This window comes from Aquicoccus sp. (assembly GCF_041686535.1).
Classification (GTDB): Bacteria; Pseudomonadota; Alphaproteobacteria; order Rhodobacterales; family Rhodobacteraceae; genus Aquicoccus.
In genome coordinates, this window is record NZ_JAWLDS010000038.1 from 1 (window position 1) to 13,639 (window position 13,639).

Consider the following 13,639-nt stretch of genomic DNA (forward strand, 5'->3'; position numbering starts at 1 on the left):
CCTGCATAACGGCTTCGTGTCGATGACCGGTGGCCAGCCCGTCGATGGCGAGATCGACCCGCTGTCGATCATCCACCAGCTCAAGGCCGAAGGCGTCGGCGCCATCGCGCTCGTCGCGGACGAGCCGGAGCATTACGACGGCAAGCCGCTCCCCGAGGGCGTCACGCTCCACCACCGGACCGAGCTTGACCAGGTGCAGCGCCAGATGCGCGAGCGTCGCGGCGTGACCGCGATCATCTATGACCAGCCCTGCGCCACCGAGCGCCGCCGCCTGCGCAAGCGCGGCAAATGGGAAGACCCCGACAAGCGCGTGTTCATCAATTCGGATGTCTGCGAAGGCTGCGGCGACTGCTCGACCGTGTCGGGCTGCATGGCGATCGAACCGCTGGAAACCGAGATGGGCCGCAAGCGCAAGATCAACCAATCCTCGTGCAACAAGGATTTCTCCTGCGTCGAGGGCTTCTGCCCCAGCTTCGTCACCGTCGCGGGCGTGAAGCCGCGCAAGCCCGACGTGGCCGACGTGGTGATCGACGCCACTCACCTGCCCGAACCGCCCGCCCGTTCGGTCGAGACCTCATGGGCGGTGCTCGTGTCGGGCATCGGCGGCGCGGGTGTCGTCACCGTGGGGCAGACGCTCGCCGTCGCCGCCCATGTCGATGGCTGGTTCTCCTCCAACCTCGACATCACGGGTCTCGCGCAGAAATACGGCGCGGTCCATTCGCATATCAAGATGGCGCGCACCCCCGAGGACATGACCGCCACCCGCATCGCCACCGGCGAGGCGGATGCGCTCATCGGATGCGATCTCGTGGTCGCTGCGGGCGACGAGGCGATTTCCAAGCTCGACCTCGACGGCGCCACCGCCGTGACCGACACCACCGTCGTGCCCACGTCGGATTTCGCGAAGAACCCCGACTGGCAGCTCAACGGCGAGGAACAGCTCGCACGGCTCACCCGCGTTCTGGGCGACCGGGCGCGCGGCCTCGATGCACAGGGGCTGGCGGAGAAGCTCCTTGGCGATGCGGTCTATGCCAACATGCTGCTGGTCGGGGCCGCGTGGCAACAGGGCGGCCTGCCGCTCTCGCATGCCGCGCTGATGCGCGCCATCGAGCTCAACGGCGTGAAACCCGCCGAGAACCGCCGCGCCTTCGACCTTGGGCGCCTCGCGATGGCCGAACCCGACACCGTGGCCGCGATGCTGCGCAAGGGCGAGGCGCCGGTCGATCTTTCGGCGCACCGGCCGAAAACGCTCGACGAGGTGATCGCCCATCGCAGCGCCGAGTTGACCGATTACGCCAATGCGAGGCTGGCGCAACGCTATACCGACATGGTGGCGCGCGTGCAAAAGGCGGCGCAGGCGGCTGGGCTGGACGACGCCCCGGCCATGGCCGTGGCGCGCTACTACTACAAGATGCTCGCGGTCAAGGACGAGTGGGAAGTGGCGCGACTTTACACGCGACCCGATTTCGCCAAGGCGCTGCACGAGAATTTCGAGGGCGAGCCCGAGCTCACCTTCTATTTCGGCGCCTGGCCCTTCGGCGGCATCGACAAGACCACCGGCGAACCGGTCAAGGGCGCGCTCTCGGGCAAGTGGGCACTGCGCGCCTTCGGAATCATGAACCGCCTGCGCGGGCTGCGCGGCACGCTCCTCGATCCGTTCCGCAACTCGGACGAGAACCGCCTCGCCGAGCGGCTCCTGCAGGATTACGAGGCCGATATCGACTTTGCCCTCGCCAACATGACGGCAGAGAAAGCAGACCCCATCACGGCCCTCCTGTCGCTGCCCGAGCATATCCGCGGCTATGGCCACGTGCGCGAACGCCACGCGGCCGATGTGGAGAAGAAACGCAGCACGTTGCGGGGCAAGATTGCCGGCAAGGCGGCGCAGGCGGCCTGATCCAACTGTCCGCGCGCAAATGTCAGGCGACATCGCGCGCGGACAGGTTGGAATTGAGTATTTTTGCCAAGAAAGAACCATGGGGGCGGCGCTGCCCCCTTGGCGTGACCGCCTAACCGCCCAGAAGCGGCAGCATCAGGTTGAACAACTCGGCCTGTGAGCTGATCGCGCATTTGCGGTAAAGCTGCTTGCGAAACACCTTGACCGTCTGCGGGCTGATCCCGAGCCTGAGCCCGATCGACACCGAGCTGTGCCCCTGAAGGATCAGAAGCGCCACCTCGGCCTGGCGCAGGGAGAGCGCGATTCCATGCGCCTCCTTCAGCGAATCAATCAGCCGCCGCGTCACCCGCGCCTCGGAATATTCGCCCGAACCGGCCAGATCGCTCCATTGCCGCTCGGCCAGTGCCACAACAATGGGCGAAAGATGATCGGCGCGAATGATCTCGCGCTGGGTGAAGCGATTGTTGGAACTGCGGTCGCGCCCGAGGCAGACATGCAGGCTCACCCCCGCCCCCGGATAGGCGACGAAGGCCAGCTCGTCGACCATCGTGGTGGCCGCGTAATAGTCGAGGAAATAGGGATTGCGGTGGAACTGGTCGGGCGCGATGTCGGTCAGCCGATAGACCCCGCGCGCCGCGCGCTGCCGATGTAATTCATGAAAGGGATCAAGAAGATAAGCCCCCTTGAGATAGGTGCTTTCAAGGTTGCGATGCACCTCGCTCGCCGCCGCACGGGTCAGGATCGCCTGCGGCGCACGGCTCTGAAAATAGGCGAGGATGGTGACATTGTCATGACGCAGCTCGACCCCGAGCCAACGCACCAGCGCCCGGGCGAACCGGTCGCCCCCCAGCGCCTCGATCGCCTCGCCCAGCCGTTTTTCCGCCTCGCCCAGCAGACCCATGCCATACCACCGCGGGGGTATATACCCCCCTAACCCCATGTCGTTAACCTTCTAGGGCAATACAGGGGGTATGAGAAAGGGGAAACCGTGGCTGAAAGCCAAGGCGCGATTGCGGTCGACATAGACAATGTGAGCAAACTCTACGGCAATTTCACCGCCCTCAGCGCGGTGAAATTGGCCATCCAGGACAACGAGTTCTTCACGCTTCTGGGCCCGTCGGGCTGTGGCAAGACCACGCTCCTGCGCTGCATCGCGGGGTTCGAGGACATCAGCCAAGGCGCGATCCGGCTTTACGGCGACAACATCGCCGACCTGCCACCCAATCACCGCCCGGTGAACACCGTGTTCCAGCAATACGCGCTTTTCCCGCACATGGATGTCACCCGCAACGTGATGTTCGGGCTGTTGCGGCTGGGCCGGTCCGAGGCCGAGGCCCGGGCACGCGCCGGCGAGGTGCTCGAACTCGTGCGGCTCAGCCAGTTCGCCGACCGCATGCCGGCGCAGCTCTCGGGCGGGCAGCAACAGCGCGTGGCGCTGGCCCGGGCACTGGCGCCGGGCCCCAAGCTGCTCTTGCTCGACGAGCCGCTCTCGGCGCTCGATCTCAAGCTGCGCCAGGCGGTCCGGCTCGAATTGCAGCAGATCCAGCACGAGACCGGCATCACCTTCATCTTCGTCACCCATGACCAGGAAGAGGCGCTCACCATGTCCGACCGCATCGCGGTGATCTCGGACGGGCAGGTGCAACAGGTGGGCAGCGCCCGCGACATCTATGAAGAGCCCGACAACAAGTTCGTGGCCGATTTCATCGGCGAGACCAACCTCATCGACGTGAGCGTCGCCGAGGTCGCCGGCGACAAGGCGCTCTGCACCCTGCCCGGCGGCGCGCAGTTCACCTGCCCGGCGGCGCGCGGCGCCCATTCCGGCCAGGGCCACCTTTCGGTCCGCCCCGAACGCGTGTCGCTGGCCGATCCGGCGGGCGCGCTTCTGACCGGCACGGTCACGCGGATGATCTACCTGGGCACCGACATGAATGTCGATGTCCGATTGTCCGACGACGAAATCGTCACCGCGCGGCTTCAGAACTCGTCACGGACGCGCATTCCCGCCATGGGGGCCACGGTGGGACTCGAATTCGAGGAAGGCGCCGCGCGCCTCCTGGTGGACTGATGGCGGGCGGTATCGGATCAGGCCCGGGCAAGTCGGCCCGCACCTATGCCGGCTTCGGCGTGCCGCTCATCCTGCCGGCGTGGCTCGTCATCGGCATCTTCCTCGTCGTGCCGATCGGAATCATGCTGGTCTATTCCTTCCTGACCAAGGAGTTTCGCGGCGGCGTGATCTGGGAATTCTCGCTCGCCGCCTATGACCAGTTCTTCTTTGACCGCGGGCTTTTCGGGGACGATCCGCCACAGATCGAATGGACCTATATCCTGATCTTCTGGCGCTCGATCTGGCAGGCGGGCCTGGCCACGCTTCTGAGCCTTCTGATCGGCTTTCCGACCGCGTGGTTCATTGCCACGCGCCCGGCCTCCACCCGCACGATCTGGCTGTTCCTGGTCACCGTGCCCTACTGGGTCAACCTGCTGATCCGGACGATCTCGATGAAATTCCTGATCCGCGACAACGGGCCTCTCAACACCTGGCTGCTCGAGGCCGGGCTCATTTCCGAGCCGATCCACCTCATCAACACCTGGGTCGCGGTGCAGCTCGGGCTGTTCTATTCCTACCTGCCCTTCATGGTTCTGCCGATCTACGCCGCGGTGGAGCGCTACAATTTCGCCCTCTCCGAGGCGGCGGCCGATCTCTATGCCTCGCGGTTCGTCACGCTCACGCAGATCATTCTCCCGGTGGTGAAACCGGGGATCATCGCCGGCTGCATCCTCGTCTTCGTGCCCTCGCTGGGGTCTTTCCTTGCGCCCGATCTCCTGGGCGGGGCCAAGAATTTCATGATCGGCAGCCTGATCGACGAACAGTTCAAGGGCGCGGCCGGCAACTGGCCCTTCGGCGCGGCGGCGGCGATGATCCTGCTTTCCATGGTGCTGCTCGTGCTGATCTTCTACGCGCGCAGCCAGAGCCGGAGGGAGGAGACGTGATGGCCCGCAAACCCGACCTGCGCCGCTTTCCCGGCTTCCTGCCGCTGACGCTGCTGTGCATCTTCCTGCTCTACGCGCCGCTCATCATCGTGGCGATCTACTCGTTCAACAACAGCCCCTCGATCACGATCTGGGGCGGGGTATCGCTGCGCTGGTACGAAGACGTGTTCTGGGGGCCGGAATCGGACAAGTTCAAGCAGGCGGCGATCAATTCCTTCGTCATCGCCGTGGCCGCGGCCACAACTGCCACGGTGATCGCCACCTTGGCCGCCACCGCGATGCTGCGGTCGGGGTCGTTCCGCGGCAAGTCGGCCAGCTTCGCGCTGATCAACCTGCCGCTCATGGTGCCCGAGATCGTGACCGCCGTGGCCACGCTCATCTTTTTCTCGGCGATCGGCTTTTCCACCGGGCTCCTCACCATCCTGGTCGCGCATATCGTCTTTTGCATCCCGTTTGCCTACCTGCCCATCGCCGCGCGGATGCAGGGGATAGAGGATGTCTATGAACAGGCCGCGCAGGATCTCTATGCGACCCGGTGGCAGGCGTTCCGCCTGATCCTGTTGCCGCTGATGACGCCCGGTATCCTTTCGGGCTTCCTTCTGGCCTTCATCATCTCGCTCGATGATTTCATCATCACCAACTTCGTCAAGGGCGCGGGGGTCGAAACCCTTCCCACCGCGATCTTCGGGGCCGTGAAACAAGGCATCAAGCCCAACATCATGGCCATCTCAACGCTGTTGCTGGTCGTGTCGATCCTCTTCGTCACGCTCAGTTACTTCGCCGGCCGCATGGGCCAAAACCGCAAATGAAAAACCAACAGGAGAGACAACCATGAAACCCCTTCTCAGAACCGGCGCTTCCGCGCTTGCACTCACGCTGTCGGCGACGCTGGCACAGGCCGAGGGCGAGCTTTCGATCTATCACTGGTTCGAATACATCCCGCAGGAAATCCTCGACAAGTTCGCCGAGGAATACGATGTCGAGGTGACGATGGACACCTACGATAGCAACGAGGCCCTGCTCGCCTCGCTCAAGGCCGGTCGGCTGGGTGACTATGACGTGGCCGTGCCGGGCGACTACATGGTCGAGATCATGGCCGGCGAGGGCATGCTCGACACGTTCACCCGCGAGGAGATGCCCAATTTCGACAACATCCTGCCCGAATGGGTGGATGTGAGCTTCGATCCCGGCCGCCAAAGCTCGATCCCCTATCAATGGGGCAGCACGTCGTTCTCGGTGAACCGGGATGTCTATTCCGGTGACATCGACACCACCGACATCATCTTCGACCCGCCCGAAGAACTGCGCGGCCGTATCAACGTGCTCGACACCGCGGGCGAAACCCTCACCCTCGCTTCGCTGCATCTGGGCATTCCGCAATGCTCCACGGACCGCGATGAGCTCAAGGCGCTCAGCGACCTGGTGCAGGAGGCCAAGCAGCACTGGGCCAGCTTCGGCTCGGACGTGGCCAAGGACGTGCTCGTCTCCGGCGACGCGGCGGCGGGCATGATCTGGAACGGGTTCGGCATGAAGGCCCGCGAGGAAGGTGCAAACATCGAATACGCCTATCCCGAACAGGGTTACATCGTGTGGATGGACAACGTGGTGCTCCTCAAGGACGCGCCCAACCGCGAAAACGCGATCAAGTTCATGAACTTCCTGCTCGAACCCGAGAACGCGGCGGCCGTCACCAACTACGCGCGCTACACCGCCGGGGTGGACGGGGTCGAACCCTTCCTCGACGCCGAGGTGAAATCCGCACCCGAGCTGAATCCGCCCGAAGGCGGCAACCCGGTTTTCGTGCAGCCCTGCTCCGAAGAGGTGCAGAAGATCTATGACACGATCTGGACCAACCTGAAGAAGTAAGCGAAAGGCAGGGGAAGATGAAACTGGCAATCTACCAGGGCCCGCCCATCGCGGGCGACATCGACGCGGGCTTTGCCCGGATCGAACGCCAGCTCGCCGCCGCCGCCATGGCGGGCGCGCGGATGATCGTCTTTCCCGAGCTTTTCCTGCCGGGCTACAACCGCCCGGACCTTCATGACAGCCTCTCCCAGCCACTGGGCGGGGACTGGTGCCAAAGGCTCGCCGCGCTTGCCCGCGCGGCGGGCTGCGGCCTCTGCATCGGCTGGGCCGAACGCGACGGCGACACGGTCTATAACGCCGCCACCGCCTTTGGCCCGGATGGCGAAACCCTGGGCCATTACCGCAAGATCCAGCTTTACGGCCCGATGGAACAGGCCAGCTTTGCCTTCGGCGACGCCTATACGACCTTCGATTTCGCGGAGCACAGGATCGCGCTGATGGTCTGTTACGACGTCGAATTCGCCCACCACGTCAAGGCGCTGGCCGATCGCGGCGTGACCCTCATCCTCGTGCCCACCGCCAACCCGGCCGGGTTCGAGCATGTCTCGACCGCGATCATCCCCGGCCATGCGTCCTCGTACGCGCTCACCATCGCCTATGCCAATTTCTGCGGCACCGAGGGTGGCCTCGCCTTTGGCGGCCACTCGGTGATCGTGGGCCCGGATGCCACGGCGCTGGCCACGGCCAATACCACCGAAACGCTGATGATCACCGACATCGCCAAACCATACGACCTGGCGCTCCTTTCGACCCAATCCGCCGATCACCGCGAGGTCTCCCAATGAAAACCGTCTTTTCCGAAACCCACGCCCTGCGCGATGCCAAGACCGAGCTTTACGGCGGCGAACTTGTCTATCCGTTCGAACGGCCCAGCCGCATGACCTATATCCACGACCGGCTGAGAGCGGTCGATCCCGGCCCGATCCTGCCCCCCGACGATCACGGGCTCGACCCCGTCCTGCGTATCCACGACACGGGGTTCGTCGATTTCCTGCAAACCGCCTGGGCGGAATGGCAGGCCGAGGGCTACACCGGCGAGGCGATCGCCACCTGCTGGCCCGCCCGCCGCATGGTCCTGCGCCGGCCCGATCACATCGACGGCAAGCTGGGGTATTATGCGCTGGCCACCGAAACCTCTCTGACCGAAGGCACATGGCCCGCCGCCTATGGCAGCGCGCAGGTCGCCCTCACCGCCGCCGAACTCATCCGCGCGGGCGAACGCAGCGCCTTTGCCCTCTGCCGCCCGCCCGGCCATCACGCGGCCGTCGACATGTACGGGGGCTATTGCTTTCTCAACAACGCCGCCATCGCCGCGCAGCGCTTTCTCGACAACGGCGCCGCCCGCGTCGCCATCCTCGATGTCGATTTCCACCACGGCAACGGCACGCAGGACATCTTCTACGACCGTTCCGACGTGCTCTTCCTGTCGCTGCATGGCGAGCCGGAAAACGCCTTTCCGCATTTCCTGGGATATGCCGATGAAACCGGCAACGGCGCGGGCGAAGGGTTCAACGTCAACTACCCCATGCCCCCGGGCACGCCGTTCTCCGAATGGCGCAACTCGCTCGACGCCGCGCTCGACCGGATCGCGCAATACGCCCCAGATCACCTGATCGTCTCGCTTGGCGTGGACACGTTTGAAACCGACCCGATCAGCTTTTTCAAATTGGAATCCCCCGATTTCACCACCTATGGCGGCGATATCGCCCGTCTCAAGCTGCCCACGCTCTTCGTGATGGAAGGCGGCTACGACATCGACGAGATCGGGATCAACACCGTCAACGTGATCGAGGGCTTCCTCGGCGCCGCATAACTGGGAGAGAGACATGAACAAACTCACCACCGACGAGATCCTGACCAAGGACGCCCACCTGATCCAGTCCTTCGCCAACCTGCACGCCCTCAAGCAGGCCGACGCGCGCACTGCCATCGTCGCCGCCGAAGGCGCCCATGTCACCGACAGCGAAGGCAACCGGCTCATCGACGGGATCGGCGGGCTCTGGTGCGTCAATGTCGGCCACGGACGGCGCGAGATCATCGACGCGATCACCGAGCAGCTCACTACGCTCGATTATTACTCGACCTTCTACAATTTCACCCACCCGGCGGCGGCACAGCTGGCCGAGAAGGTGGCCAGCCTCGCGCCGGAGCCGCTCAACAACGTCTATTTCGCCAATTCCGGGTCGGTCGCCAATGACACGGCGGTGCGGATGCTGCATCACTACAACAACCTGCGCGGCAAGCCCGAGAAGAAACAGATCCTGTCGCGCATGGGCGCCTATCACGGCTCCACCCACATGGCGATGGCGCTGACCACCCCGGGCTATTCCACCGGCTGGGGCGCGGTCGAGGGGCTGGTGCATCACCTCAAGGCCCCGCACAAGTATCGCGAGGCTCCCGAGATGAGCGACGCCGAATTCCTCGCCGTGCTGGAACAGGACATGCTCGACGCGATCCACCGCATCGGCGCCGAAAACATCTGCGCCTTCTTCGCCGAACCGATTCAGGGCGCGGGCGGGGTGATCACCGCGCCGCCGGGCTATCACGCCGCGATGCGCCGGATCACCCGCGAACATGACATCATGTATGTCGCCGACGAGGTGGTGACCGCCTGGGGCCGCCTTGGCCACATGTTCGCCTCCGAGGACGTCTATGACTGCGTGCCCGACATCATCACCACCGCCAAGGGGCTGACCTCGGGCTATCAGCCGCTCTCGGCCACGATCATCTCGGACGAGATCTACGACGTGATCTCCGGTCCCGACGCGATGTTCCTGCACGGGATGACCTATTCGGGCCACCCCGCCGCCGCCGCCGCCGCGCTGGCCAATATCGAGATCCTCGAATCCGAGGCCATCCCGGCGCGCGTGCAGACCACCGGCAAGCTCTTCGAAGGGCTTCTGCGCGGGCTCGAAGACATGGACATGGTCGGCGAGGTGCGCGGCTCGCATTTCATGATGGGGATCGAGTTCGTGCGGAACAAGGCGACGCGCGAGGAATTCCCCGCCGACGCCAATGTCGGCGGCCTTGTCGCCAAGGAAGCGCAAAAGCGTGGCCTCATCGCCCGCGCGCTGGGCAATATCATGATCCTCTCGCCCACGCTCATCATGGACGAGCCGCTGATCCGCGAGATCGAAGCCACGCTGCGCGAAAGCATCGCCAAGGTCTCGGCCGATATCGGCATCTGAGCGCGGGCCGCTCATGCGATCATTGCGCCTGCCCGCGCCGGCGCAATGAGTATTTTTTCCAAGAAAGAACAGGAGCGGGACTCCCGTATCTCGCCCCGGTCTCTTTCTTGGCCCAAATACTCGAATCCACCCTGTCCAATGGCAAACGGCCGGTCGGGTGCGGGTCCGATCATTCAAGCAGCCGCATCAACCCCCGCCTGATCTCGTCCTCCGCCTTGCGCTTGAGCGCGTCCTCGACCTTTTCGCCGTCCTGCGTCTCGACGTCGAGCTGCTTGCGAAGCTCCTCTTGCACCCGCTCCTCGGCCTTGCGTTCAAGCTCCTTTTTCTCCTCGTCCAGGTTGAAATCGACCGCCGCGGCCAGGTCGGGGGTGATCCTCGGATCGCTCCACGGCCCCCGGATACGCACCGGAATAGCGAGGCCCCGCCCACCCCGCGCGTTCAGAGCGACCGGCGTGAAGAGATAGTCGATATCGCGCGCGCCCAGCCCGATACGCCCCTTGCCTGTGGCCTCGACCCCCGGCAACATCAGACCCAGGTCATCGTTGCGCATGTCGCCCTCGGCCATGGTGAAGGTCGCGGCCAACTCGTCGAAGATCGTCGTCCCGCCCGAGCCATCGCCCGAGCGCATCAGCCGGTCGAGATCGACCCCCTCGATCACGCCGCGGCCCATGGCCACCCGGCCCTCGCCGCTCAGGCTCTTCATGATCGCATCGGTCGACTGGCCCACGCCGAGGAAACGCACCTGTCCGTCGGCCTCGCCCGAAAGCCGCGTGACCCCGGCCAGGTCGTTCAGCAACTCGCGCATCTCGACCCCGCCCATCGACAGATCGCCCCCCACTGAGAGGCCCGAACGGTTGTTCATCACGAACTCCCCGCCGAAATCGCCGCCATAGCCCTTGAGCGCGTTGAGCGAGAAAACCGCGCGCGACCGGTCGACGGTCAGCGTCACGTCGCTTTGCCCGAAGGCCACCGTGCCCAGGTCCACGCTGTCCGCGGTCAGCCGGACCTGCCCATCGAACGCGCCCAGTCCGCTTGCGTCAAGAGAATCGCGCGACCAGCCATCGTCAGGGCCACCGCCGCCATCGCCACCCGTCAGCGCCGCCAGATCGAGCGCGCCGGCATAAAGCCGGGCCATGACCTGCGGCTTGCCGTCAAGCGTGACGTCCAGATCGCCGTTGATCGCGTTGTCGTCGAGCCGCAGCGCCATCTCGCGCAACGACAATGTTCGCCCGTTCTTGAGCACCATGAGCGTCTCGCCCCGGATCGCCCGGCCCAGCCCCTCGGGCGGATCGCCTGCCCCCTCACCCAGTGCCGCCAGTATCGCGCCCGTGCGCGGCAGGTCGAGCTTGATCCGCCCCTCGGCATCGCCGCTCGCATTGGCGCGCCCCTCGAAGTCGATCGTGCCGTCGCCCGCGCGCAGCTCGGCCTCGACCGGCACCACCTCGCCTTGCAGGAAGGGCATGAATTGCGCCACCCACCCGGCAAGGTAGAGCCGCTCCGCACCGCCTTCCATCCGCAGCCCGAGGTCGATATCGGCCCGCCCGTCCAGATCGGGCGCCAGCAGGGTCGCATCGACGCTCTCGAATCCGTGACGCGACCCGTCGGAGTGATCGACATAGCGCAACCGCCCGTCCGTTACCTCGACCCGGTCGAGCGAGACCGCCAGTTGCCGCCCACCCGATCCCGCGCTTTCGCCGTCGATCTCCCAGTTGCCGGAGCCATCGCGGCTGCGCTCCAGAAGGATGTCCGGCGACAACAGCTCGATTGCCCGGATCTTCACCTGCCCACGCCAGAGCGCCGTGGTCCCGACCCCCACGCTCAAGCCTTCGGCCCGCAGCATCACCGGCTCATCCGACCAGTCGGCATTGGCGATGGTCACCGGGCCGGTGCGCACCCCCAGCACCGGGTAGAACGACAGCTCGACACCACCCTCGACGCTCACATCCCGCCCTGTCGCCGCCTGGATCTGGCCCACGGCCACCTGCGCGATCTTCTCGCCCGGCAACAGCAGCAGCCCGCCCACGAGCAAGAGCCCCGCCACCAGAAGCGCCCCGACAATCCTGACAATCCAGCGCATCGCACGACCCTCACATTCCTGCGCCGCAACCCGCGCGGCGCTGATACCCAAGGATTATCCCGCAACATGCATACGGCAACAAGCCGCCAATTCGTCGGCCACGATCCGCCGATGGACGCGGGCCGCAGGTCGCGCTATATGCCGCGCATGACAAACCCGCCCGACCTGCGCCCCGACCTCTCGCGCGCCCATCTCACCGAAGCCCGCCGCCCCGGCCAGCCGACCATCGGCATGGTCTCGCTCGGCTGCCCCAAGGCGCTGGTCGACAGCGAACGCATCCTGACCAGGCTGCGCGCCGAGGGCTATGGCATTTCGCCCGACTACACCGGCGCCGACGCGGTGATCGTCAACACCTGCGGCTTTCTCGATTCGGCCAAGGCCGAGAGCCTCGACGCCATCGGCGAGGCGCTGCGCGAAAACGGCCGCGTCATCGTCACCGGCTGCATGGGCGCCGACCCCGACCACATCCGCGACCATCACCCCCGCATCCTCGCCGTGACCGGCCCGCACCAATATGAACAGGTGCTCGACGCCGTGCACGCCGCCGTGCCGCCCGCGCCCGACCCGTTCATCGACCTCATGCCCGCGGCGGGTGTAAAACTCACGCCCCGCCATTACAGCTATCTCAAGATTTCCGAGGGCTGCAATCACCATTGCAAGTTCTGCATCATCCCCGCGATGCGCGGCCGCCTCGCCTCTCGCCCGCACCGCGCCGTGCTGCGCGAGGCCGAGAAGCTGGTGGAAAGTGGCGTCAAGGAACTCCTCGTCATCTCACAGGACACCTCCGCCTATGGCGTCGACTGGCCGCGTGCGGATCGCCCCGCGGGCGAACAGCCGATCACCGCGCTGGCCCGCGATCTGGGCGCTCTCGGCGCCGGGCACGACCTCTGGGTGCGGCTGCATTATGTCTATCCCTATCCGCATGTGCGCGAATTGATCCCGCTCATGGCCGACGGCCTTGTCCTGCCCTATCTCGACATCCCGTTCCAGCACGCGCATCCCGACACGCTCAAGCGCATGGCGCGGCCCGCGCACGCCGAACGCACCCTTGACCGGATCGCGGAATGGCGCGGCATCTGCCCCGACATCACCCTGCGCTCGACCTTCATCGTCGGCTACCCCGGCGAGACCGAGGCCGAGTTCCAGACCCTCCTGGACTGGATGGACGAGGCCCAGCTCGACCGCGTCGGCTGCTTCCAATACGAGAATGTCGCGGGTGCGGCCTCGAATGACCTGCCCGATCATGTGCCCGAGGACGTGAAACAGGACCGCTGGGATCGTTTCATGGAAAAGGCCCAGTCGATTTCCGAGGCCAAGCTCGCCGCCAAGGTGGGCCAGCGCATGGATGTGATCGTCGACGACATCGACGAGGACGGCATCGCCACCGCACGCACCAAGGCCGACGCCCCCGAGATCGACGGCAACCTCTTCATCGACGAGGCGACCCAAGGCCTCGCGGTCGGCCAGATCGTCAAGGTCGAAGTGGACGAGGCCGGGGAATATGACTTGTGGGGGCGCCTGCTGGATTAGCGCATAGCACCAACGAAAGGGCAGCGCCCGACCCGGGGTGGGTGCGAAGCGCCCGCCCATGGGGCGGGGCGGGCGCATGCCCAGCGTGCC

Annotated in this window: 11 protein-coding genes; 9 read left to right on the top strand and 2 right to left on the bottom strand. The window is 65.4% G+C overall.

Annotation, left to right across the window (positions count from 1 at the left end):
• The coding region (locus tag ACESL9_RS09715; RefSeq protein WP_372674769.1) for a DUF6537 domain-containing protein at positions 1 to 1,897 on the top strand (1,897 nt) is incomplete at its 5' end.
• Positions 1,898 to 2,009: 112 nt separating this feature from the next.
• Here ACESL9_RS09715 and ACESL9_RS09720 read toward each other — a convergent pair.
• A complete protein-coding gene (locus ACESL9_RS09720) occupies positions 2,010 to 2,798 on the bottom strand; it encodes a helix-turn-helix transcriptional regulator (protein ID WP_372612210.1) in 789 nt (262 codons plus the stop codon).
• An 87-nt stretch (positions 2,799 to 2,885) separates the two neighbouring features.
• On the opposite strand from ACESL9_RS09720, the gene ACESL9_RS09725 reads away from it, so the two are divergent.
• From ACESL9_RS09725 to ACESL9_RS09755, 7 genes are read left to right on the top strand one after another with little or no spacing between them, the layout of a single operon-like run.
• On the top strand, positions 2,886 to 3,965 hold the full coding sequence (locus tag ACESL9_RS09725; protein ID WP_372612212.1) for an ABC transporter ATP-binding protein: 1,080 nt from the start codon (positions 2,886 to 2,888) through the stop codon (positions 3,963 to 3,965).
• Complete coding sequence (locus ACESL9_RS09730) at positions 3,965 to 4,888, top strand: ABC transporter permease (RefSeq protein ID WP_372612214.1); 924 nt, start codon at positions 3,965 to 3,967, stop codon at positions 4,886 to 4,888. Before ACESL9_RS09725 ends, ACESL9_RS09730 begins: the two co-directional genes overlap by 1 nt.
• Complete coding sequence (locus ACESL9_RS09735) at positions 4,888 to 5,697, top strand: ABC transporter permease (protein ID WP_372612216.1); 810 nt, start codon at positions 4,888 to 4,890, stop codon at positions 5,695 to 5,697. Before ACESL9_RS09730 ends, ACESL9_RS09735 begins: the two co-directional genes overlap by 1 nt.
• 22 nt (positions 5,698 to 5,719) lie before the next feature.
• Positions 5,720 to 6,754, top strand: coding sequence for an extracellular solute-binding protein (locus tag ACESL9_RS09740; protein ID WP_372612218.1), 1,035 nt, complete (start codon positions 5,720 to 5,722; stop codon positions 6,752 to 6,754).
• Positions 6,755 to 6,771: 17 nt separating this feature from the next.
• On the top strand, positions 6,772 to 7,539 hold the full coding sequence (locus ACESL9_RS09745) for a nitrilase-related carbon-nitrogen hydrolase (protein ID WP_372674770.1): 768 nt from the start codon (positions 6,772 to 6,774) through the stop codon (positions 7,537 to 7,539).
• Positions 7,536 to 8,567, top strand: coding sequence for a histone deacetylase family protein (locus ACESL9_RS09750; RefSeq protein ID WP_372674771.1), 1,032 nt, complete (start codon positions 7,536 to 7,538; stop codon positions 8,565 to 8,567). Before ACESL9_RS09745 ends, ACESL9_RS09750 begins: the two co-directional genes overlap by 4 nt.
• 13 nt (positions 8,568 to 8,580) lie before the next feature.
• Complete coding sequence (locus tag ACESL9_RS09755) at positions 8,581 to 9,942, top strand: aminotransferase class III-fold pyridoxal phosphate-dependent enzyme (RefSeq protein ID WP_372612224.1); 1,362 nt, start codon at positions 8,581 to 8,583, stop codon at positions 9,940 to 9,942.
• Positions 9,943 to 10,111: 169 nt separating this feature from the next.
• Here ACESL9_RS09755 and ACESL9_RS09760 read toward each other — a convergent pair whose 3' ends face one another.
• Entirely contained in the window at positions 10,112 to 12,019 is a 1,908-nt protein-coding gene (locus tag ACESL9_RS09760; RefSeq protein ID WP_372612226.1) for an AsmA family protein, read from the bottom strand.
• A 138-nt stretch (positions 12,020 to 12,157) separates the two neighbouring features.
• Here ACESL9_RS09760 and rimO point away from each other — a divergent pair, with 138 nt between their 5' ends.
• On the top strand, positions 12,158 to 13,549 hold the full coding sequence (gene rimO, locus ACESL9_RS09765) for a 30S ribosomal protein S12 methylthiotransferase RimO (protein ID WP_372612356.1): 1,392 nt from the start codon (positions 12,158 to 12,160) through the stop codon (positions 13,547 to 13,549).
• Positions 13,550 to 13,639: the final 90 nt, after the last annotated feature.